Annotated in this window: 6 protein-coding genes; 4 read left to right on the top strand and 2 right to left on the bottom strand. The window is 49.9% G+C overall.

What is annotated here, in order from left to right:
- The first annotated feature begins 71 nt into the window (after positions 1 to 71).
- Positions 72 to 737, top strand: coding sequence for a Bax inhibitor-1/YccA family protein (locus OCV30_RS07015; RefSeq protein ID WP_012603870.1), 666 nt, complete (start codon positions 72 to 74; stop codon positions 735 to 737).
- 159 nt (positions 738 to 896) lie between these two features.
- On the top strand, positions 897 to 1,226 hold the full coding sequence (locus OCV30_RS07010) for a TusE/DsrC/DsvC family sulfur relay protein (protein ID WP_065678344.1): 330 nt from the start codon (positions 897 to 899) through the stop codon (positions 1,224 to 1,226).
- A 54-nt stretch (positions 1,227 to 1,280) separates the two neighbouring features.
- Here OCV30_RS07010 and yccX read toward each other — a convergent pair whose 3' ends face one another.
- Positions 1,281 to 1,568: an acylphosphatase gene (gene yccX, locus OCV30_RS07005; protein ID WP_065678343.1), complete on the bottom strand. Its 288-nt coding sequence runs from the start codon at positions 1,566 to 1,568 to the stop codon at positions 1,281 to 1,283.
- An 88-nt stretch (positions 1,569 to 1,656) separates the two neighbouring features.
- Between yccX and OCV30_RS07000 the strand changes: the two genes are divergently transcribed.
- Both OCV30_RS07000 and OCV30_RS06995 read left to right on the top strand, forming a co-directional pair.
- Positions 1,657 to 3,060 carry a methyl-accepting chemotaxis protein gene (locus OCV30_RS07000; RefSeq protein WP_065678342.1) on the top strand — a complete coding sequence of 468 codons (1,404 nt, stop codon included), beginning with the start codon at positions 1,657 to 1,659 and terminating at the stop codon, positions 3,058 to 3,060.
- 129 nt (positions 3,061 to 3,189) lie between these two features.
- Positions 3,190 to 4,383, top strand: a complete 1,194-nt coding sequence (locus OCV30_RS06995) for a class I SAM-dependent methyltransferase (protein WP_065678341.1) — start codon at positions 3,190 to 3,192, stop codon at positions 4,381 to 4,383.
- A gap of 94 nt (positions 4,384 to 4,477) precedes the next feature.
- Here OCV30_RS06995 and OCV30_RS06990 read toward each other — a convergent pair whose 3' ends face one another.
- Entirely contained in the window at positions 4,478 to 25,636 is a 21,159-nt protein-coding gene (locus tag OCV30_RS06990) for a tandem-95 repeat protein (protein ID WP_261879039.1), read from the bottom strand.
- Positions 25,637 to 25,916: the final 280 nt, after the last annotated feature.

The following is a 25,916-nucleotide window of genomic DNA, read 5'->3' as shown; positions in this document are numbered from 1 at the left end:
GACTTGATTTTTCGAACTTTCAGCCCCATAAATGTACTAATAACTATTGAAGTCACCTTACGAGGAAGATTATGAACAGCCCTATGTTTTCACGCACAGCATCTCAAGAAAGTGCTCTGCAAACCAATAAAGTGTTGCGTAACACCTACGCACTACTGTCTATGACATTACTTTGGTCTGCTGTAGTAGCAGGCGTATCTATGGCGATGAACCTTCCTCGCCCTGGTCTTATCATTATGCTAGTTGGTTTCTACGGCCTTCTATTCCTAACAGAAAAGAACCGTGACAACAGCATGGGTCTAGTCTTCACATTCCTATTTACAGGTTTCTTAGGCTACACCATCGGTCCAATCTTAAACATGTACGTTGGCGCAGGCATGGGTGATGTCATCCTAACTGCACTTGGCGGTACTGCACTGGCATTTATGGCTGCATCTGCTTACGCCCTAACAACTAAACGTGACCTTTCATTCCTTAACGGTATGCTAATGGCTGGTTTCGTTGTTCTGCTAGTCGGCATGGTTGCAAACATCTTCCTACAAATGCCACTACTATCACTGGCAATGAGCGGTATGTTTATCCTATTCTCGACTGGTGTAATCTTGCTAACAACGCAAAGCATCATTCGTGGTGGTGAAACGAACTACATCTCTGCAACGATTAGCTTGTATGTTTCTATCTACAACATCTTCATCAGCCTACTAAGCATCTTAGGCATTATGGGTAACGACGACTAATCGCTCCTATCATTGAATCATATCTAGCCCAAGAGCCTATCTCTTGGGCTTTTTTTATCCATAAGTGCAATATTTTTTGAGATAGCTACAATTTCTGTTGAGAAAGATAAACTTGGTCATATACTCTATCCGGATAGTTAATTGGACTCTGGATTAAACATGTTTGAATATAACGGCAAGCAAATCGAAACCGACGCTCAAGGTTATCTGTTGGATTACACTCAATGGGAAGAAGGTATGATTGAAATTCTTGCTCAAGATGAGGAAATTGAACTTACTGATGCACACTTAGAAGTCGTACATTTTGTAAGGAGCTTTTACGAAGAATTCAAGACATCTCCAGCCGTTCGCATGCTCGTTAAAGCAATCGAAAAGGCGCATGGCCCAGAAAAAGGCAACAGTAAGTACCTTTTCAAATTATTCAAAAAAGGCCCTGCCAAACAAGCAACCAAGCTCGCCGGTTTACCTAAACCAGCAAAATGCTTGTAGAACTAAAATAGCGCTAGGTTGATCTCAACGTAAAAAGTTAAATACTGTAGTGTCCTACAGTATTTTAAATTCCCCTACACATACGTCCTGCCGCTCACTATCTTTAACTTGATGCATGACGACATTGTCTACTGTCGCGCTCGATGGTCCAAGATTAAGCCAAGCGTGTAACTTCTCAAGTTTCAGCTCCTCTCCGACCGCTAACACTTCAACTCGACCATCATTTAGGTTCTTTGCATAGCCGGAAATGCCCAAATCCAGCGCCTGCCTACTGGTGTGATAACGAAATCCAACACACTGAACTACGCCTGACACGACAAAAATATACTGCAGAGTTTCCATAACGTTGCCTCATAAATTATATGGATGATATAGTTGCGATTCTATTCATTCACCATTTATTGGTGGGCTTACTTCGAGTATTACAATTATGAAAGAAATCCCGTTTCGTTGGATTGACAAATATCTCATTCACCTAAAAATCCAAGAAAAGTTCTATCTACTATTCTTATTACCTCTTATCGCTCTGGTTATACTTACTCTAGTTTTAGATAGCGCCGCGGACTCTTTACTTGCTCACCTTTACCAGGATGAATTACACCTGATGAAAGGGCTGATTGAAGCTGGACAACTCACTAAAGATCAGGTCGCTCAACTCGTTAGCAATTCTGACACCATCTCTTTAGGATATGGCGCAGGATCTGTTTCTGTCATGAATGGCGCCTTCAGTTTAGTCGCAAGCCATGACCAAAACTTATGGTCAGCTCTGTCTACTACTCAGGTATCGATTATTGCAGTAACTCTCACGCTGATAGCTCTGGGGGTTTACTACATCATGACTTTCATTGGTGGTGCTATGTTCTCGATGAACAAAGCACTCAGCACACTTGCGAGTGGCGATTTAACTTGTCGCATGAACTACTTTTTAGTTCGCGATGAGTTCAGTGAAATTGCTATTACTATCGATAAGGTAGCCGAGCGTGAACAAAACATGGTTCTCTCAATCCAAGAGTCCGTTGCTCTCATGCAGCAAATCAGCTCGGATTTGAACCAATCAACGCAACAAAGCTCAGATATCTCAAGTAATCAACAAGAGCACTTGAATAGCCTCGCCAGCGCAACTGAACAAATGGCAGCAACGATTCGCGAAGTCGCTACCCTTGCCCATGATTCAAGCACTCAAACAATGGACGCTCGTGGTGTCGCACAAAGTGGTCAAGTTAAGGTTTCTAATACTTTGGAATCGATCTCTAGCTTATCCCAAGAGATCCAATCGGCTTCGCAAGCAGTAGAAGAACTCGATGCTAATGCAGCGCAGATCGATGAAGTAGTCGCAACCATCAATGGTATCTCTGAACAAACTAACCTGTTAGCGCTAAACGCTGCGATTGAAGCTGCTCGAGCTGGAGAGCAAGGCCGTGGTTTTGCAGTTGTTGCTGATGAAGTTCGCGCTCTTGCCGGACGAACTCAACAAGCGACAGTTGAAATCCAGAGCATGATCGAGTCGTTACAGCGTAACAGTCAATCATTAACAAAACTGATGGAAGTGACAGTAAACAATGCCAATGAAGGCCAAACACTGATGTCGGAAGTGAACGTTGAGATCGGTTCTTTAGCTGAGAAAAACCAGTCTATTTCTGATAGTAGTACGCAAATTGCTACTGCTGCAGAAGAGCAAGGTGTCGTTGCGGATAACATTGCACAAAGTGTTGAAGAGATTCGTCATCAATCAGACGGCATCTGCGAGATGATCAGTAAGAGTAACTCTAACGTTGACCAACTTCGTAAGCAGAGCGATACGATGGAAGGTTTGCTGACAGGTCTTAAAGCTTAATACTAACATCTAACCACCATCTAATGATGGTTCAATACAAGGGCTGCTTTTGCAGCCCTTTCTTATTTGCTTTTCCCTTGTACTTCCCCGACAATACCCCTCCTTCAAATTCAACAAACAGAGTAAATTATGACTCCTTCAATTCATCTAGCTAAAGGCCGAGATAAATCACTACGCCGTAAACACCCTTGGGTATTTTCACGCGGTATCGATAAGGTCGAAGGCGAACCACAACAAGGTGAAACTGTAGACGTATATGCTCAGAATGGTCAATGGCTAGCAAAAGCGGCTTACTCACCAGAATCTCAAATTCGAGCTCGTGTTTGGACATTTGAAAAAGAAGAAATTAACAAAGCGTTCTTCGTAAAACGAATTCAAGACGCGCAATCACTGCGTGAAGACATCATTGAGCGTGATGGTTTAACTGGCTACCGTCTTACCGCTGCAGAGTCTGATGGACTGCCAGGTATCACTATCGACAAATATCAAGACTTCTTAGTTTGCCAACTACTAAGTGCGGGCGCTGAATTCAATAAGAGCGTATTGGTTGAAGCTTTAATCGAATGCTTCCCAGACTGTAATATCTACGAGCGTTCTGACGTAGCGGTCCGTAAAAAAGAAGGCCTAGAACAAGTTGTTGGCGTACTTCACGGTGAAGAGCCACCTAAGTCAGTGGTTATTGAAGAGAACGGCGTCAAAATCAGCGTAAACATTATGGAAGGCCACAAAACTGGCTTCTACATGGACCAACGTGATAGCCGTAAGGAGTCTATGAAGTATGTTAAAGGCAAAGATGTGCTTAACTGTTTCTCATACACTGGTGGTTTTGGCCTTTACGCACTTAAAGGCGAAGCGAAGCGTGTGATTAACGCTGACGTATCTCAATTAGCTCTTGATACTGCTAAGTTCAACGCCGAACTTAACGAGTTTGATATCTCGAAAAAACATGCGGTATTCCTAAATGCAGACGTATTCAAATTACTTCGAGAATACCGAGATCAAGGCACTAAGTTTGACGTCGTGATCATGGATCCACCAAAATTCGTTTCAAGTAAGAACAACCTAACGTCAGGTGCAAACGGCTACAAAGACGTGAACATGCTTGCAATGCAAATCCTAAATCCTGGTGGCACTCTACTCACCTACTCTTGCTCTGGCTTGATGGGCACTGATTTGTTCCAAAAAATCATCGCTGACGCAGCTCTAGATGCAGGCAGAACTGTTAAATTTGTCGAGCGCTTCGAGCAAGCCGCTGACCACCTAACGGATACAGCGTACCCAGAAGGTTTCTACCTGAAAGGATTTGCCTGTAAAGTCTTGTAACTGCAGCATGTTATAACTTCAATGTAAGGTCTTCTTCATCGTGATGACTTTACTAAATTGAGATATAAAAAAAGGGCCTTTCGGCCCTTTTTGTTTAGTTGCTTGTTGTGTCGTATATCTTCAGCAAGTCACTTAGGATTGCACTCTCAGATAGCCCCGCGTACTGGCCAGCAGCACCTTCAAGAACAATTTGTTGACTATTCTCACCAGCCGAAGTCCCTGCCTCAGAGATCGTAACGGTTAAATCACCATTACTCTCGACAACATCAATTTGATTGTTTTTTAGTAAACTATCAACAGTATCATTCGCACCTGTGTGAAGTAGTTCTGATAAATCAATCTTATCCTGCCCCTTTGTAAAGTCAGTAATAATATCTCTTTCACCATCTCTAATATCGTTCTGAGAACTAGCCTTATCCTGATCTACAAACTTAAAGATGTCGTCATCACTGCCGCCAGTTAATATATCGTTACCAAGACCACCGATAAGAATATCATCACCAGATCCACCTTTAAGTGTATCGTTGCCAGTACCACCTCGGAGGCCATCATTACCTTGTCCACCATCTAGGTAGTCATTACCAGCACTACCGAAAATGACATCAATACCTTTTTCACCGTATACATAATCATCGCCAGCACCACTATGAGCAATATCTAAATAAGCGTTACTTTGACTCGGCATAGAGTTATTAAAGGCAGCGCCTTCACCATTGCTGTTTGATGCTAACAAGCTACTGTCTGAACCGTTAGTAAATGATTCTAATGTTGCTTGAGCGTTAGCCTGCTTAGATGCAATATCGCCCGCTTCATCCAGCTTTGAATGACTGTCACCAAGCCAAATGATATCGTCGCCCTTTCCAAGGTGTACATGATCTCCTCCAGCGCCAACATTTACTTTAAATCCATTAGCCACTTCTGATTTCGTGAAATACTCTGTTGTTGAATCCGTTCCAACAGAGCTCCATTGGAGCTTAGCATTACCATTTTGATGATGGTATAGCTTAAGAGTATCGACCGCATCACCTGGCGCACTAATATCTAAACCGGATTTACTAGCAGGAACATTAAACACCAACTTATTACTACTAGTATCACCATCACCGTCTTTCAGTGTGTAATCAAAATTAAGTGTTGAAGGCTTATCTTGGGGTTTACCACTAAACTCATACGCTCCGGTGTCAAGGTCAATTACGAATGCGAACTTACCATCGACGGTTATGGTTAATTTGTTCGTTGCTTCATCCTTAGAGTAGCTTATATTCGAAGGCATAGTTCCCGACGTTGAGATAGTCGAACCATTAAAGTTAAATGAACCAGTTCCAAATTTGATCTGACTTACGTAACCACCATCTGCTCCAAAACCAGAACCAGAACCGCTATCTGAGATTGAACCTGTTACGTTTTGTACGATTGAATGAATAAGTGCATCACTCAGCTGAGATTCATCATCAATAAACTCTGCGTTTTTATCTTTGGGACCTGTTCCATCATATGCAACTTTGTTTATCTGATTTTTGCTACCTTTTAGATCAATTCCAACTGCATGCGCGGTAATATTGTTAGTAGTTAAATGCCACTTCCATGAAGCCTCTTCATATCTATCAATTTTATCATCGTCATGTGTTGCGCCATCGCTGATGAAATAACTGACGTTATTTGCGTTAGGTATACGTAAATTGGAGTCCGTATTCCAATAATTCTTACCACCCTGTATCGCATCATCATAAGCTGTACCACCGCTGGCCTGTAGTGCGTTGATATAACCCCTCACTTCGTCGACAGTCATCCATGCTTTGTTATTATGCTCAACTAGAGAAACGTTATAGTTGAATGTTATAAGCTGAACACGGACATTATCTGATGCTCCTGCATATTGACTAAGCATTTGCAATACAGATGCTTTCAGAACATCGAAACGATCTCCTTCCATTGAGAGAGAAACATCCAAAATAAGCTGAACATTAGTGCCTTGAGTATGAATAGTCGTATCAATTTCTTGATATTTAGCATCTGGCTGGTCGTCTTCAATTGAAACCGTAATCTGACCTCCAGAGCTAGACAACCCGGAAGTATCCTTAGCAATCACTGGAATATGAATCGATAAGTTATCTTCCCCACTGGTGTTAGGGTGATCAATAGGAGCTTTAAGTTGTACCGTATAATGTCCACTACTATTTAAAGTCGCTTCGATAACAACCTTTCCGTTAGCAGTGCCAGTAAGTGCATGACCATCAGGCGATACCGCCCAATCAATAGTATGCCCTTCTGATGTCAAAGGCTGACCGGTCGATGTTGTAATGTTGATTGAGCTTGTTTCACTAAACACAGTGTCAGACAAGTTGTTATTAGCGTCAGTAATAACAAGATTACCTTGTATAGAGTGACCATCCGTAGAGTCGCTAGGAATACCGGTAATATCTGCGATCCCTTCAGCCAAACCTTCTTCAGACACGCTAACAAATTGGTTCCTGATAACAGGTGCAACTTCATTATCTAGTATTGAACCTGTACCGGTATCGCCACCAATAGTAATCGTATAACTTTCAGTAGTTTCTACAAGAACGTCATCTAATGTCGGAACAATAACTTTAAAGTAATATACGCCTTTAGGCACGACAATAGATTGTCCATCGGCGCTCAATGTGACGCCATTAGTAAACGAAATGTCTGATTTTTTAACGTCACTACTATTAGGGAGGTTTATTGAGTATGTTACGTCTACATCAGAAGAACCAGTAAGTAAAACGCTATACTCTAAGGTCCCACCCTCAATTACCGAACGAGCATTGGCAACATTTACAGTTGGTTTATCAGCAGCGTCTTCGTTTATAGAACCCGACGCGCTAACACCGTGCTGACCGTGATTAATGATTACATCCTTACTAGCATCTGTTGAAGATTGGAAAGGTATCTCACTCAACTTAATCCCAAAGTCTTCAGATGTTTCGAAACGGTTGTCATTTATTGTATCTACATTAACTTTGAAATCCGTAACTTTCGCAGGAAGCGTGAATGTACCATCCACTTCATTTACCGGAATAGTCTTAATCACTCCGCCAGAAACATAAGTGACTGTAACCCCAGAAAACGGCTTACTACTGTCTGCGGCTAAATCCTCAAGGTTTGCTTTACCAACGCCATTAGAAAATTCGAACTCGACTTTCATCTCAATCGACGCTTCAGACACCTTCGATAGTTGCCCATCAAATATGGCCGTACTTCCTTCATCAACAGCATTAGCATTCGTCAATGTAAGTGTAGGGTTATCTGTATGATCTAACTTGATTGTACCCTGACCTTTCAGATCAGAATTAGCTTCATCAATACTTGACGTTCCGCCGACCTGAGATTTTGTATCTACAATGTGTAGTCCAAAACGTTCAGTCCATTCAAATTTATCGTCTTGCACGGTTTGAACCGTTACACGAAGCTCAGTTCTTCCTGCTGGAATTTCTACATAACCGTTAACGACATTAGCAACTTGGAATGTACCGCTAGCATCTTTGTACTCGTAAGTTAAGCTGTTTGGGTCGATGTCATCCGACTCGGCATCATAAATATCTTTTTGTGGGTTACCTTCCAAAAACTTAGTGAAAGCTTTGAATTTAACATACTGATTTTCAGAGGAAGCTTGGTTCAACGTCACCTTAAACTCAGCTACTTCACCCTCGTTCACAGCTACAGCATCGTGGACTGTTATTTTATCAACAAACTCTGTTTCATTAATCGTAACTGTCGCTGTTGCTGTGTCTGTTCCATCTGTGACTGTATAAGTAAATGTCGGTGGCGTTGTTAGTGGATCTTTACCATTTTGCGCATAACTAAAGTTACCAGCGGCATCCACAGTCAAAACGCCGTTACCAACGACAACATGAGCTTTTCCGTTCAAATCAAAGACTAAATTTTGCCCATTAATTTGAGTAACAGTTAAGGTGTCACCTTCAAAATCACTATCTACGCCATTACCTGTATCATCAGTTACCAAATTACCAGAAACAGATCCACCTTCAATTACGGAATAAGTTTCTGAGGTAGCAATAGGGCCATCGTTGATCGCTGTGATGTCGATCGTCAACGTCGACGTATCGTCCGACGAGCCATCCGTCACCACGTACGTCACCACTGGCACGTCACCGTTGTAGTTCGCCACTGGCGTGAACACATAACCGCCGTCCGCGTTCATCGTCAGTGTACCCACGCCCGCAATCGTCGCCGTTTGACCGGCATTGAAGGTGGTCTGTGTGCTGCTGCCATCCAAGCTCAACGTGAACGTTTTCACCGTCACGTCGCCGTCCACACTGCTGGTGCCGCTTAACACCGTATCACTCAACACAACATCTTCATTCGTTGTGTGAGTTTCGTTCGCATCGGTAAAGTCGTCGTTCACGGCATTGATGTCGATCGTCAACGTCGACGTATCGTCCGACGAGCCATCCGTCACCACGTACGTCACCACTGGCACGTCACCGTTGTAGTTCGCCACTGGCGTGAACACATAACCGCCGTCCGCGTTCATCGTCAGTGTACCCACGCCCGCAATCGTCGCCGTTTGACCGGCATTGAAGGTGGTCTGTGTGCTGCTGCCATCCAAGCTCAACGTGAACGTTTTCACCGTCACGTCGCCGTCCACACTGCTGGTGCCGCTTAACACCGTATCACTCAACACAACATCTTCATTCGTTGTGTGAGTTTCGTTCGCATCGGTAAAGTCGTCGTTCACGGCATTGATGTCGATCGTCAACGTCGACGTATCGTCCGACGAGCCATCCGTCACCACGTACGTCACCACTGGCACGTCACCGTTGTAGTTCGCCACTGGCGTGAACACATAACCGCCGTCCGCGTTCATCGTCAGTGTACCCACGCCCGCAATCGTCGCCGTTTGACCGGCATTAAAGGTGGTCTGTGTGCTGCTGCCATCCAAGCTCAACGTGAACGTTTTCACCGTCACGTCGCCGTCCACACTGCTGGTGCCGCTTAACACCGTATCACTCAACACAACATCTTCATTCGTTGTGTGAGTTTCGTTCGCATCGGTAAAGTCGTCGTTCACGGCATTGATGTCGATCGTCAACGTCGACGTATCGTCCGACGAGCCATCCGTCACCACGTACGTCACCACTGGCACGTCACCGTTGTAGTTCGCCACTGGCGTGAACACATAACCGCCGTCCGCGTTCATCGTCAGTGTACCCACGCCCGCAATCGTCGCCGTTTGACCGGCATTAAAGGTGGTCTGTGTGCTGCTGCCATCCAAGCTCAACGTGAACGTTTTCACCGTCACGTCGCCGTCCACACTGCTGGTGCCGCTTAACACCGTATCACTCAACACAACATCTTCATTCGTTGTGTGAGTTTCGTTCGCATCGGTAAAGTCGTCGTTCACGGCATTGATGTCGATCGTCAACGTCGACGTATCGTCCGACGAGCCATCCGTCACCACGTACGTCACCACTGGTACGTCACCGTTGTAGTTCGCCACTGGCGTGAACACATAACCGCCGTCCGCGTTCATCGTCAGTGTACCCACGCCCGCAATCGTCGCCGTTTGACCGGCATTAAAGGTGGTCTGTGTGCTGCTGCCATCCAAGCTCAACGTGAACGTTTTCACCGTCACGTCGCCGTCCACACTGCTGGTGCCGCTTAACACCGTATCACTCAACACAACATCTTCATTCGTTGTGTGAGTTTCGTTCGCATCGGTAAAGTCGTCGTTCACGGCATTGATGTCGATCGTCAACGTCGACGTATCGTCCGACGAGCCATCCGTCACCACGTACGTCACCACTGGTACGTCACCGTTGTAGTTCGCCACTGGCGTGAACACATAACCGCCGTCCGCGTTCATCGTCAGTGTACCCACGCCCGCAATCGTCGCCGTTTGACCGGCATTGAAGGTGGTCTGTGTGCTGCTGCCATCCAAGCTCAACGTGAACGTTTTCACCGTCACGTCGCCGTCCACACTGCTGGTGCCGCTTAACACCGTATCACTCAACACAACATCTTCATTCGTTGTGTGAGTTTCGTTCGCATCGGTAAAGTCGTCGTTCACGGCATTGATGTCGATCGTCAACGTCGACGTATCGTCCGACGAGCCATCCGTCACCACGTACGTCACCACTGGCACGTCACCGTTGTAGTTCGCCACTGGCGTGAACACATAACCGCCGTCCGCGTTCATCGTCAGTGTACCCACGCCCGCAATCGTCGCCGTTTGACCGGCATTGAAGGTGGTCTGTGTGCTGCTGCCATCCAAGCTCAACGTGAACGTTTTCACCGTCACGTCGCCGTCCACACTGCTGGTGCCGCTTAACACCGTATCACTCAACACAACATCTTCATTCGTTGTGTGAGTTTCGTTCGCATCGGTAAAGTCGTCGTTCACGGCATTGATGTCGATCGTCAACGTCGACGTATCGTCCGACGAGCCATCCGTCACCACGTACGTCACCACTGGCACGTCACCGTTGTAGTTCGCCACTGGCGTGAACACATAACCGCCGTCCGCGTTCATCGTCAGTGTACCCACGCCCGCAATCGTCGCCGTTTGACCGGCATTGAAGGTGGTCTGTGTGCTGCTGCCATCCAAGCTCAACGTGAACGTTTTCACCGTCACGTCGCCGTCCACACTGCTGGTGCCGCTTAACACCGTATCACTCAACACAACATCTTCATTCGTTGTGTGAGTTTCGTTCGCATCGGTAAAGTCGTCGTTCACGGCATTGATGTCGATCGTCAACGTCGACGTATCGTCCGACGAGCCATCCGTCACCACGTACGTCACCACTGGCACGTCACCGTTGTAGTTCGCCACTGGCGTGAACACATAACCGCCGTCCGCGTTCATCGTCAGTGTACCCACGCCCGCAATCGTCGCCGTTTGACCGGCATTGAAGGTGGTCTGTGTGCTGCTGCCATCCAAGCTCAACGTGAACGTTTTCACCGTCACGTCGCCGTCCACACTGCTGGTGCCGCTTAACACCGTATCACTCAACACAACATCTTCATTCGTTGTGTGAGTTTCGTTCGCATCGGTAAAGTCGTCGTTCACGGCATTGATGTCGATCGTCAACGTCGACGTATCGTCCGACGAGCCATCCGTCACCACGTACGTCACCACTGGCACGTCACCGTTGTAGTTCGCCACTGGCGTGAACACATAACCGCCGTCCGCGTTCATCGTCAGTGTACCCACGCCCGCAATCGTCGCCGTTTGACCGGCATTGAAGGTGGTCTGTGTGCTGCTGCCATCCAAGCTCAACGTGAACGTTTTCACCGTCACGTCGCCGTCCACACTGCTGGTGCCGCTTAACACCGTATCACTCAACACAACATCTTCATTCGTTGTGTGAGTTTCGTTCGCATCGGTAAAGTCGTCGTTCACGGCATTGATGTCGATCGTCAACGTCGACGTATCGTCCGACGAGCCATCCGTCACCACGTACGTCACCACTGGCACGTCACCGTTGTAGTTCGCCACTGGCGTGAACACATAACCGCCGTCCGCGTTCATCGTCAGTGTACCCACGCCCGCAATCGTCGCCGTTTGACCGGCATTGAAGGTGGTCTGTGTGCTGCTGCCATCCAAGCTCAACGTGAACGTTTTCACCGTCACGTCGCCGTCCACACTGCTGGTGCCGCTTAACACCGTATCACTCAACACAACATCTTCATTCGTTGTGTGAGTTTCGTTCGCATCGGTAAAGTCGTCGTTCACGGCATTGATGTCGATCGTCAACGTCGACGTATCGTCCGACGAGCCATCCGTCACCACGTACGTCACCACTGGCACGTCACCGTTGTAGTTCGCCACTGGCGTGAACACATAACCGCCGTCCGCGTTCATCGTCAGTGTACCCACGCCCGCAATCGTCGCCGTTTGACCGGCATTGAAGGTGGTCTGTGTGCTGCTGCCATCCAAGCTCAACGTGAACGTTTTCACCGTCACGTCGCCGTCCACACTGCTGGTGCCGCTTAACACCGTATCACTCAACACAACATCTTCATTCGTTGTGTGAGTTTCGTTCGCATCGGTAAAGTCGTCGTTCACGGCATTGATGTCGATCGTCAACGTCGACGTATCGTCCGACGAGCCATCCGTCACCACGTACGTCACCACTGGCACGTCACCGTTGTAGTTCGCCACTGGCGTGAACACATAACCGCCGTCCGCGTTCATCGTCAGTGTACCCACGCCCGCAATCGTCGCCGTTTGACCGGCATTGAAGGTGGTCTGTGTGCTGCTGCCATCCAAGCTCAACGTGAACGTTTTCACCGTCACGTCGCCGTCCACACTGCTGGTGCCGCTTAACACCGTATCACTCAACACAACATCTTCATTCGTTGTGTGAGTTTCGTTCGCATCGGTAAAGTCGTCGTTCACGGCATTGATGTCGATCGTCAACGTCGACGTATCGTCCGACGAGCCATCCGTCACCACGTACGTCACCACTGGCACGTCACCGTTGTAGTTCGCCACTGGCGTGAACACATAACCGCCGTCCGCGTTCATCGTCAGTGTACCCACGCCCGCAATCGTCGCCGTTTGACCGGCATTGAAGGTGGTCTGTGTGCTGCTGCCATCCAAGCTCAACGTGAACGTTTTCACCGTCACGTCGCCGTCCACACTGCTGGTGCCGCTTAACACCGTATCACTCAACACAACATCTTCATTCGTTGTGTGAGTTTCGTTCGCATCGGTAAAGTCGTCGTTCACGGCATTGATGTCGATCGTCAACGTCGACGTATCGTCCGACGAGCCATCCGTCACCACGTACGTCACCACTGGTACGTCACCGTTGTAGTTCGCCACTGGCGTGAACACATAACCGCCGTCCGCGTTCATCGTCAGTGTACCCACGCCCGCAATCGTCGCCGTTTGACCGGCATTAAAGGTGGTCTGTGTGCTGCTGCCATCCAAGCTCAACGTGAACGTTTTCACCGTCACGTCGCCGTCCACACTGCTGGTGCCGCTTAACACCGTATCACTCAACACAACATCTTCATTCGTTGTGTGAGTTTCGTTCGCATCGGTAAAGTCGTCGTTCACGGCATTGATGTCGATCGTCAACGTCGACGTATCGTCCGACGAGCCATCCGTCACCACGTACGTCACCACTGGCACGTCACCGTTGTAGTTCGCCACTGGCGTGAACACATAACCGCCGTCCGCGTTCATCGTCAGTGTACCCACGCCCGCAATCGTCGCCGTTTGACCGGCATTAAAGGTGGTCTGTGTGCTGCTGCCATCCAAGCTCAACGTGAACGTTTTCACCGTCACGTCGCCGTCCACACTGCTGGTGCCGCTTAACACCGTATCACTCAACACAACATCTTCATTCGTTGTGTGAGTTTCGTTCGCATCGGTAAAGTCGTCGTTCACGGCATTGATGTCGATCGTCAACGTCGACGTATCGTCCGACGAGCCATCCGTCACCACGTACGTCACCACTGGTACGTCACCGTTGTAGTTCGCCACTGGCGTGAACACATAACCGCCGTCCGCGTTCATCGTCAGTGTACCCACGCCCGCAATCGTCGCCGTTTGACCGGCATTAAAGGTGGTCTGTGTGCTGCTGCCATCCAAGCTCAACGTGAACGTTTTCACCGTCACGTCGCCGTCCACACTGCTGGTGCCGCTTAACACCGTATCACTCAACACAACATCTTCATTCGTTGTGTGAGTTTCGTTCGCATCGGTAAAGTCGTCGTTCACGGCATTGATGTCGATCGTCAACGTCGACGTATCGTCCGACGAGCCATCCGTCACCACGTACGTCACCACTGGTACGTCACCGTTGTAGTTCGCCACTGGCGTGAACACATAACCGCCGTCCGCGTTCATCGTCAGTGTACCCACGCCCGCAATCGTCGCCGTTTGACCGGCATTAAAGGTGGTCTGTGTGCTGCTGCCATCCAAGCTCAACGTGAACGTTTTCACCGTCACGTCGCCGTCCACACTGCTGGTGCCGCTTAACACCGTATCACTCAACACAACATCTTCATTCGTTGTGTGAGTTTCGTTCGCATCGGTAAAGTCGTCGTTCACGGCATTGATGTCGATCGTCAACGTCGACGTATCGTCCGACGAGCCATCCGTCACCACGTACGTCACCACTGGCACGTCACCGTTGTAGTTCGCCACTGGCGTGAACACATAACCGCCGTCCGCGTTCATCGTCAGTGTACCCACGCCCGCAATCGTCGCCGTTTGACCGGCATTGAAGGTGGTCTGTGTGCTGCTGCCATCCAAGCTCAACGTGAACGTTTTCACCGTCACGTCGCCGTCCACACTGCTGGTGCCGCTTAACACCGTATCACTCAACACAACATCTTCATTCGTTGTGTGAGTTTCGTTCGCATCGGTAAAGTCGTCGTTCACGGCATTGATGTCGATCGTCAACGTCGACGTATCGTCCGACGAGCCATCCGTCACCACGTACGTCACCACTGGCACGTCACCGTTGTAGTTCGCCACTGGCGTGAACACATAACCGCCGTCCGCGTTCATCGTCAGTGTACCCACGCCCGCAATCGTCGCCGTTTGACCGGCATTGAAGGTGGTCTGTGTGCTGCTGCCATCCAAGCTCAACGTGAACGTTTTCACCGTCACGTCGCCGTCCACACTGCTGGTGCCGCTTAACACCGTATCACTCAACACAACATCTTCATTCGTTGTGTGAGTTTCGTTCGCATCGGTAAAGTCGTCGTTCACGGCATTGATGTCGATCGTCAACGTCGACGTATCGTCCGACGAGCCATCCGTCACCACGTACGTCACCACTGGCACGTCACCGTTGTAGTTCGCCACTGGCGTGAACACATAACCGCCGTCCGCGTTCATCGTCAGTGTACCCACGCCCGCAATCGTCGCCGTTTGACCGGCATTGAAGGTGGTCTGTGTGCTGCTGCCATCCAAGCTCAACGTGAACGTTTTCACCGTCACGTCGCCGTCCACACTGCTGGTGCCGCTTAACACCGTATCACTCAACACAACATCTTCATTCGTTGTGTGAGTTTCGTTCGCATCGGTAAAGTCGTCGTTCACGGCATTGATGTCGATCGTCAACGTCGACGTATCGTCCGACGAGCCATCCGTCACCACGTACGTCACCACTGGCACGTCACCGTTGTAGTTCGCCACTGGCGTGAACACATAACCGCCGTCCGCGTTCATCGTCAGTGTACCCACGCCCGCAATCGTCGCCGTTTGACCGGCATTGAAGGTGGTCTGTGTGCTGCTGCCATCCAAGCTCAACGTGAACGTTTTCACCGTCACGTCGCCGTCCACACTGCTGGTGCCGCTTAACACCGTATCACTCAACACAACATCTTCATTCGTTGTGTGAGTTTCGTTCGCATCGGTAAAGTCGTCGTTCACGGCATTGATGTCGATCGTCAACGTCGACGTATCGTCCGACGAGCCATCCGTCACCACGTACGTCACCACTGGCACGTCACCGTTGTAGTTCGCCACTGGCGTGAACACATAACCGCCGTCCGCGTTCATCGTCAGTGTACCCACGCCCGCAATCGTCGCCGTTTGACCGGCATTGAAGGTGGTCTGTGTGCTGCTGCCATCCAAGCTCAACGTGAACGTTTTCACCGTCACGTCGCCGTCCACACTGCTGGTGCCGCTTAACACCGTATCACTCAACACAACATCTTCATTCGTTGTGTGAGTTTCGTTCGCATCGGTAAAGTCGTCGTTCACGGCATTGATGTCGATCGTCAACGTCGACGTATCGTCCGACGAGCCATCCGTCACCACGTACGTCACCACTGGCACGTCACCGTTGTAGTTCGCCACTGGCGTGAACACATAACCGCCGTCCGCGTTCATCGTCAGTGTACCCACGCCCGCAATCGTCGCCGTTTGACCGGCATTGAAGGTGGTCTGTGTGCTGCTGCCATCCAAGCTCAACGTGAACGTTTTCACCGTCACGTCGCCGTCCACACTGCTGGTGCCGCTTAACACCGTATCACTCAACACAACATCTTCATTCGTTGTGTGAGTTTCGTTCGCATCGGTAAAGTCGTCGTTCACGGCATTGATGTCGATCGTCAACGTCGACGTATCGTCCGACGAGCCATCCGTCACCACGTACGTCACCACTGGCACGTCACCGTTGTAGTTCGCCACTGGCGTGAACACATAACCGCCGTCCGCGTTCATCGTCAGTGTACCCACGCCCGCAATCGTCGCCGTTTGACCGGCATTGAAGGTGGTCTGTGTGCTGCTGCCATCCAAGCTCAACGTGAACGTTTTCACCGTCACGTCGCCGTCCACACTGCTGGTGCCGCTTAACACCGTATCACTCAACACAACATCTTCATTCGTTGTGTGAGTTTCGTTCGCATCGGTAAAGTCGTCGTTCACGGCATTGATGTCGATCGTCAACGTCGACGTATCGTCCGACGAGCCATCCGTCACCACGTACGTCACCACTGGCACGTCACCGTTGTAGTTCGCCACTGGCGTGAACACATAACCGCCGTCCGCGTTCATCGTCAGTGTACCCACGCCCGCAATCGTCGCCGTTTGACCGGCATTGAAGGTGGTCTGTGTGCTGCTGCCATCCAAGCTCAACGTGAACGTTTTCACCGTCACGTCGCCGTCCACACTGCTGGTGCCGCTTAACACCGTATCACTCAACACAACATCTTCATTCGTTGTGTGAGTTTCGTTCGCATCGGTAAAGTCGTCGTTCACGGCATTGATGTCGATCGTCAACGTCGACGTATCGTCCGACGAGCCATCCGTCACCACGTACGTCACCACTGGCACGTCACCGTTGTAGTTCGCCACTGGCGTGAACACATAACCGCCGTCCGCGTTCATCGTCAGTGTACCCACGCCCGCAATCGTCGCCGTTTGACCGGCATTGAAGGTGGTCTGTGTGCTGCTGCCATCCAAGCTCAACGTGAACGTTTTCACCGTCACGTCGCCGTCCACACTGCTGGTGCCGCTTAACACCGTATCACTCAACACAACATCTTCATTCGTTGTGTGAGTTTCGTTCGCATCGGTAAAGTCGTCGTTCACGGCATTGATGTCGATCGTCAACGTCGACGTATCGTCCGACGAGCCATCCGTCACCACGTACGTCACCACTGGCACGTCACCGTTGTAGTTCGCCACTGGCGTGAACACATAACCGCCGTCCGCGTTCATCGTCAGTGTACCCACGCCCGCAATCGTCGCCGTTTGACCGGCATTGAAGGTGGTCTGTGTGCTGCTGCCATCCAAGCTCAACGTGAACGTTTTCACCGTCACGTCGCCGTCCACACTGCTGGTGCCGCTTAACACCGTATCACTCAACACAACATCTTCATTCGTTGTGTGAGTTTCGTTCGCATCGGTAAAGTCGTCGTTCACGGCATTGATGTCGATCGTCAACGTCGACGTATCGTCCGACGAGCCATCCGTCACCACGTACGTCACCACTGGCACGTCACCGTTGTAGTTCGCCACTGGCGTGAACACATAACCGCCGTCCGCGTTCATCGTCAGTGTACCCACGCCCGCAATCGTCGCCGTTTGACCGGCATTGAAGGTGGTCTGTGTGCTGCTGCCATCCAAGCTCAACGTGAACGTTTTCACCGTCACGTCGCCGTCCACACTGCTGGTGCCGCTTAACACCGTATCACTCAACACAACATCTTCATTCGTTGTGTGAGTTTCGTTCGCATCGGTAAAGTCGTCGTTCACGGCATTGATGTCGATCGTCAACGTCGACGTATCGTCCGACGAGCCATCCGTCACCACGTACGTCACCACTGGCACGTCACCGTTGTAGTTCGCCACTGGCGTGAACACATAACCGCCGTCCGCGTTCATCGTCAGTGTACCCACGCCCGCAATCGTCGCCGTTTGACCGGCATTGAAGGTGGTCTGTGTGCTGCTGCCATCCAAGCTCAACGTGAACGTTTTCACCGTCACGTCGCCGTCCACACTGCTGGTGCCGCTTAACACCGTATCACTCAACACAACATCTTCATTCGTTGTGTGAGTTTCGTTCGCATCGGTAAAGTCGTCGTTCACGGCATTGATGTCGATCGTCAACGTCGACGTATCGTCCGACGAGCCATCCGTCACCACGTACGTCACCACTGGCACGTCACCGTTGTAGTTCGCCACTGGCGTGAACACATAACCGCCGTCCGCGTTCATCGTCAGTGTACCCACGCCCGCAATCGTCGCCGTTTGACCGGCATTGAAGGTGGTCTGTGTGCTGCTGCCATCCAAGCTCAACGTGAACGTTTTCACCGTCACGTCGCCGTCCACACTGCTGGTGCCGCTTAACACCGTATCACTCAACACAACATCTTCATTCGTTGTGTGAGTTTCGTTCGCATCGGTAAAGTCGTCGTTCACGGCATTGATGTCGATCGTCAACGTCGACGTATCGTCCGACGAGCCATCCGTCACCACGTACGTCACCACTGGCACGTCACCGTTGTAGTTCGCCACTGGCGTGAACACATAACCGCCGTCCGCGTTCATCGTCAGTGTACCCACGCCCGCAATCGTCGCCGTTTGACCGGCATTGAAGGTGGTCTGTGTGCTGCTGCCATCCAAGCTCAACGTGAACGTTTTCACCGTCACGTCGCCGTCCACACTGCTGGTGCCGCTTAACACCGTATCACTCAACACAACATCTTCATTCGTTGTGTGAGTTTCGTTCGCATCGGTAAAGTCGTCGTTCACGGCATTGATGTCGATCGTCAACGTCGACGTATCGTCCGACGAGCCATCCGTCACCACGTACGTCACCACTGGCACGTCACCGTTGTAGTTCGCCACTGGCGTGAACACATAACCGCCGTCCGCGTTCATCGTCAGTGTACCCACGCCCGCAATCGTCGCCGTTTGACCGGCATTGAAGGTGGTCTGTGTGCTGCTGCCATCCAAGCTCAACGTGAACGTTTTCACCGTCACGTCGCCGTCCACACTGCTGGTGCCGCTTAACACCGTATCACTCAACACAACATCTTCATTCGTTGTGTGAGTTTCGTTCGCATCGGTAAAGTCGTCGTTCACGGCATTGATGTCGATCGTCAACGTCGACGTATCGTCCGACGAGCCATCCGTCACCACGTACGTCACCACTGGCACGTCACCGTTGTAGTTCGCCACTGGCGTGAACACATAACCGCCGTCCGCGTTCATCGTCAGTGTACCCACGCCCGCAATCGTCGCCGTTTGACCGGCATTGAAGGTGGTCTGTGTGCTGCTGCCATCCAAGCTCAACGTGAACGTTTTCACCGTCACGTCGCCGTCCACACTGCTGGTGCCGCTTAACACCGTATCACTCAACACAACATCTTCATTCGTTGTGTGAGTTTCGTTCGCATCGGTAAAGTCGTCGTTCACGGCATTGATGTCGATCGTCAACGTCGACGTATCGTCCGACGAGCCATCCGTCACCACGTACGTCACCACTGGTACGTCACCGTTGTAGTTCGCCACTGGCGTGAACACATAACCGCCGTCCGCGTTCATCGTCAGTGTACCCACGCCCGCAATCGTCGCCGTTTGACCGGCATTAAAGGTGGTCTGTGTGCTGCTGCCATCCAAGCTCAACGTGAACGTTTTCACCGTCACGTCGCCGTCCACACTGCTGGTGCCGCTTAACACCGTATCACTCAACACAACATCTTCATTCGTTGTGTGAGTTTCGTTCGCATCGGTAAAGTCGTCGTTCACGGCATTGATGTCGATCGTCAACGTCGACGTATCGTCCGACGAGCCATCCGTCACCACGTACGTCACCACTGGTACGTCACCGTTGTAGTTCGCCACTGGCGTGAACACATAACCGCCGTCCGCGTTCATCGTCAGTGTACCCACGCCCGCAATCGTCGCCGTTTGACCGGCATTGAAGGTGGTCTGTGTGCTGCTGCCATCCAAGCTCAACGTGAACGTTTTCACCGTCACGTCGCCGTCCACACTGCTGGTGCCGCTTAACACCGTATCACTCAACACAACATCTTCATTCGTTGTGTGAGTTTCGTTCGCATCGGTAAAGTCGTCGTTCACGGCATTGATGTCGATCGTCAACGTCGACGTATCGTCCGACGAGCCATCCGTCACCACGTACGTCACCACTGGCACGTCACCGTTGTAGTTCGCCACTGGCGTGAACACATAACCGCCGTCCGCGTTCATCGTCAGTGTACCCACGCCCGCAATCGTCGCCGTTTGACCGGCATTGAAGGTGGTCTGTGTGCTGCTGCCATCCAAGCTCAACGTGAACGTTTTCACCGTCACGTCGCCGTCCACACTGCTGGTGCCGCTTAACACCGTATCACTCAACACAACATCTTCATTCGTTGTGTGAGTTTCGTTCGCATCGGTAAAGTCGTCGTTCACGGCATTGATGTCGATCGTCAACGTCGACGTATCGTCCGACGAGCCATCCGTCACCACGTACGTCACCACTGGTACGTCACCGTTGTAGTTCGCCACTGGCGTGAACACATAACCGCCGTCCGCGTTCATCGTCAGTGTACCCACGCCCGCAATCGTCGCCGTTTGACCGGCATTAAAGGTGGTCTGTGTGCTGCTGCCATCCAAGCTCAACGTGAACGTTTTCACCGTCACGTCGCCGTCCACACTGCTGGTGCCGCTTAACACCGTATCACTCAACACAACATCTTCATTCGTTGTGTGAGTTTCGTTCGCATCGGTAAAGTCGTCGTTCACGGCATTGATGTCGATCGTCAACGTCGACGTATCGTCCGACGAGCCATCCGTCACCACGTACGTCACCACTGGCACGTCACCGTTGTAGTTCGCCACTGGCGTGAACACATAACCGCCGTCCGCGTTCATCGTCAGTGTACCCACGCCCGCAATCGTCGCCGTTTGACCGGCATTGAAGGTGGTCTGTGTGCTGCTGCCATCCAAGCTCAACGTGAACGTTTTCACCGTCACGTCGCCGTCCACACTGCTGGTGCCGCTTAACACCGTATCACTCAACACAACATCTTCATTCGTTGTGTGAGTTTCGTTCGCATCGGTAAAGTCGTCGTTCACGGCATTGATGTCGATCGTCAACGTCGACGTATCGTCCGACGAGCCATCCGTCACCACGTACGTCACCACTGGTACGTCACCGTTGTAGTTCGCCACTGGCGTGAACACATAACCGCCGTCCGCGTTCATCGTCAGTGTACCCACGCCCGCAATCGTCGCCGTTTGACCGGCATTAAAGGTGGTCTGTGTGCTGCTGCCATCCAAGCTCAACGTGAACGTTTTCACCGTCACGTCGCCGTCCACACTGCTGGTGCCGCTTAACACCGTATCACTCAACACAACATCTTCATTCGTTGTGTGAGTTTCGTTCGCATCGGTAAAGTCGTCGTTCACGGCATTGATGTCGATCGTCAACGTCGACGTATCGTCCGACGAGCCATCCGTCACCACGTACGTCACCACTGGCACGTCACCGTTGTAGTTCGCCACTGGCGTGAACACATAACCGCCGTCCGCGTTCATCGTCAGTGTACCCACGCCCGCAATCGTCGCCGTTTGACCGGCATTGAAGGTGGTCTGTGTGCTGCTGCCATCCAAGCTCAACGTGAACGTTTTCACCGTCACGTCGCCGTCCACACTGCTGGTGCCGCTTAACACCGTATCACTCAACACAACATCTTCATTCGTTGTGTGAGTTTCGTTCGCATCGGTAAAGTCGTCGTTCACAGGGGTTACTGTCACGACAACATTCGCTGTATCTGAACCACCACTTCCGTCACTTATTTCGTAACTAATCGTCGCAGTTCCGGTGAAGTTCTCTGCAGGCGTAAACACGAGCTGGTCATTGATGATCGTAACGTTACCTTCTGACGCTTGCACAGTTGCCTTAGTAATAGTTAAACTGTCATTATCTACATCGGTATCATTTTTCAATACATCGATTGTCACTGATGTATCTTCCGCCGTTGTTTCTACATCATCAGTAGCTATGGGGCCATCATTAGTCCCATTAATTGTAATTGTAATTATGTGGTTATCTTTACCATCGGCAGTTTTAACCTCATATGTTTCGACTATTTTTTCGCCACTAGTTAAACCTTGAATTAACGGGTTGTCATTATTAGCAATGTACTTCCAATTGCCATTAGCATCGATAGTGAAAGAACCAAGTGAATCTAGCGGGCTTCCATTCTCATCAGTACCTGTTGTACTTTTTAGTGTGGGGTTACTATTAAATCCACCATTTGAATTACTAGCATTCAAGCTACCGGTTGCAACAAGATCAATCTTCGCTGTCGTAGGATCGGTATCTAAATCTTCTGTCACAGAACCTCTATCAGCTAAATTATCGCCATGGATAACTGTTTGTCCTGTTACCGAAGAATTACTAGTGTTCCCTCCAACATTGGTTATCTTAATACCAAAGTTTTCGTTTAACTCATCAATTTGATCTTGCTTAGCCTGCACATTAACTTTAAACGTCGTCACACCTGCAGGTATTGTTACTTTCCCATTTTCGAACTTCGCGACTTCTGTTGTAGTAATACCGTTTTTAGTCATTTGGTAAGTAATACTATCAATTGAAATGTCATTTTGACTTGCGGTATATCTGCTTCCAACCAATGCCTCTATGTTATACGTCATAGGAATTTCTGTAGTGCTATCTATAGAAACATCAAACGTAGCGATATCTCCTTCATCTACAGAATTAGGGCTATCTATGCTCAATTTAGGTTTATCGTTATCTGGCGTCACCGGCTTGGTTGGGTCTACCGGATCTGGATCTACTGTACCGGTGCCATCGTCTTTGATGGTCGCCGTCGCACTTTGTTTCGCGCTATCTGGATCCGTGATGGTGCCGGTTGCCCCCGCCACGCTGACGTTGAAGCTTTCGCTACCTTCGTAGACGTCATCATTTTCAGTGACTACGCGAACGTTCACATCTTTCACGCCCGCGGCAATGGTCAAGATGCCGTTCGCTGGCACCACGGTCCACACGCCTGGTGCGGTTTCGTACTCGTACGATTTGATGTCCGCCACTTCCACTTCGTCGTGGTCTAACGTCAATTGCACGGTCACGTCTGTGTTCGCTGCCGCGCTCAAGCTCACAGTGAAGTTCGCGGTGCTGCCTTCGTTCACATCACCGCCACCGGAGATGCTCACCGATGGGCGGTCATCTGGATTCACTGGCGGAATAGGATCGGTTGGGTCAACAGGGCCGGTGCCGTCATCTTTGATGGTCAACTCGCCCGCACCTGAGCCTGTCACGCCGGTGGCTCCCGTCACTTTAAGGCTCAGCTTCTCATCGCCTTCGTATGTGCCGTCGTCTTTGGTCTCGACTTCAACGACTAACTTAGTTTCACCCGCTTTGACGGTGTAAGAGCCGTCAGCGTTCTTTGTCACTACGTTACCTGCGGCATCTTTCACCACGATGCTGGAAATGTCGTCCGCGGTTGCGGTGCCGTACAGGGTTTCTAGCGTTACGCTCACGTCGACAGATGCGGCTTTGCTTAAGCTCACATCAAAGATCGCTGTCGAGCCTTCGTTAATCACTTTACTGTCTTCGATGCTCACCGATGGGCGATCATCTGGATTCACTGGCGGAGTAGGATCGGTTGGGTCAACAGGGCCGGTACCATCATCTTTTATGGTTAGCTCGCCCGTACCTGAGCCTGTCACGCCTGTTGCGCCGGTCACTTTCAGGCTCAGCTTCTCATCGCCTTCGTACGTACCGTCGTCTTTGGTCTCGACTTCAACGACTAACTTAGTTTCACCCGCTTTTATGGTGTAAGAGCCATCAGCGTTAGGTGTTACTACGTTACCTGCGGCATCTTTTACCACAATGCTGGTGATATCATCCGCTGTTGCAGTGCCGTAAAGGGTTTCTAGCGTTACGCTCACGTCGACAGATGCGGCTTTGCTTAAGCTCACATCAAAGCTCGCTGTTGAGCCTTCGTTAATCATTTTACTGTCTTCGATGCTCACCGATGGGCGATCATCTGGATTCACTGGCGGAGTAGGATCGGTTGGGTCAACAGGGCCTGTACCATCATCTTTAATGGTTAGCTCGCCAGTACCTGTGCCTGTTACGCCGGTTGCGCCGGTCACTTTCAGGCTCAGTTTCTCATCACCTTCGTACGTGCCGTCGTCTTTGGTCTCGACTTCAACGACTAACTTAGTTTCACCCGCCTTTACGGTGTAAGAGCCGTCCGCGTTAGGTGTTACTACGTTACCCGACGCATCTTTCACCACAATGCTGGTGATATCATCCGCTGTTGCGGTACCATAAAGGGTTTCTAGCGTTACGCTCACGTCGACTGACGCGGCTTTGCTTAAGCTCACATCAAAGCTCGCTGTCGAGCCTTCGTTAATCACTTTGCTGTCTTCGATGCTCACCGTTGGGCGATCATCTGGATTCACTGGGGGAGTAGGATCGGTTGGGTCAACAGGGCCAGTGCCGTCATCTTTGATGGTCAACTCGCCAGTACCTGAGCCTGTCACGCCCGTGGCACCGGTCACTTTCAGGCTCAGCTTCTCATCACCTTCGTACGTGCCGTCGTCTTTGGTCTCGACTTCAACGACTAACTTAGTTTCACCCGCTTTGACGGTGTAAGAGCCGTCAGCGTTAGGTGTCACTACGTTACCCGCGGCATCTTTCACAACAACGCTTGTAATGTCGTCCGCTGTTGCCGTTCCGTATAACGTCTCAAGCGTAACGCTTACATCGCCTGACGCAGCTTTACTTAGACTTACTTCGAAAATTGCTGTTGAGCCTTCATTAATAATTTGGCTGTCTTCAATACTTACGGTTGGCTCAACTTCAACTGATCGGAACAGATCAAGCAAACTCAAGCTTTGAGTTCGAGACAAACCCAAGCCTTCGAAACCAGTTGTTACAAATTCGGTAACTGGGATGGTTTCGTCACCATCACGCTCAATGGTTCCACTGCTCACTAGGCTCGATCCACGTACACCAGCAGCAGTTGCGAACTCTTCGCCTAACTCTGTAGGATCTTGCCCTTCTTCTAAAGCGGCAAAAATATTTTCAATGTCTTGGTCAAGTTCCACTTCATCGCCATCTTTTCCTTGTGGCGTAAAGCGCTTAACTGAAATCTGAGATTCAGAATTTGCATTTTGGGATTCTAAAACGACATCCCCAGCTTGTAATGGCTGGCCGTCTTCTAGGACCTTGATTGTGCCATCTATCGAAATAACAATGCGTTGACCTAATGCTAATGCACCGCTCGCATTCAATACTGTCATGTCCATATAAATCCCTAAACTCATTTTCTGTTTGTGACGTCAAAATAGTGACATCAATTTTATAATCTAGTGACAATATAACATCTAATGTCATATAATTCCTAGCTATGAATTGCATGTTTAATAACTTACAATGTAAACGAATGCTAACGGTCACTGAGTGATAATTAGGATGACGAAAACTTGCATATAAGTTATTGTCTTAGGGAAAGATAACCCAAACACTCAAATCAAATTTAAGTACTCAAAATCGACTTAAATTGTACGGCGATCGGTTAACAACTTT

Source organism: Vibrio atlanticus, assembly GCF_024347315.1.
Taxonomy (GTDB): domain Bacteria; phylum Pseudomonadota; class Gammaproteobacteria; order Enterobacterales; family Vibrionaceae; genus Vibrio; species Vibrio atlanticus.
The sequence above is the reverse complement of the archived record's forward strand: the minus strand, read 5'-3'. Positions and strand labels throughout refer to the sequence as shown.

Excerpts from the sequence above, each read along its gene's own strand:
- OCV30_RS07015 (WP_012603870.1), top strand. The coding sequence starts at position 72 with ATGAACAGCCCTATGTTTTCACGCACAGCATCTCAAGAAAGTGCTCTG.
- OCV30_RS07010 (WP_065678344.1), top strand. The coding sequence starts at position 897 with ATGTTTGAATATAACGGCAAGCAAATCGAAACCGACGCTCAAGGTTAT.
- yccX (WP_065678343.1), bottom strand. The coding sequence starts at position 1,568 with ATGGAAACTCTGCAGTATATTTTTGTCGTGTCAGGCGTAGTTCAGTGT.
- OCV30_RS07000 (WP_065678342.1), top strand. The coding sequence starts at position 1,657 with ATGAAAGAAATCCCGTTTCGTTGGATTGACAAATATCTCATTCACCTA.
- OCV30_RS06995 (WP_065678341.1), top strand. The coding sequence starts at position 3,190 with ATGACTCCTTCAATTCATCTAGCTAAAGGCCGAGATAAATCACTACGC.
- OCV30_RS06990 (WP_261879039.1), bottom strand. The coding sequence starts at position 25,636 with ATGGACATGACAGTATTGAATGCGAGCGGTGCATTAGCATTAGGTCAA.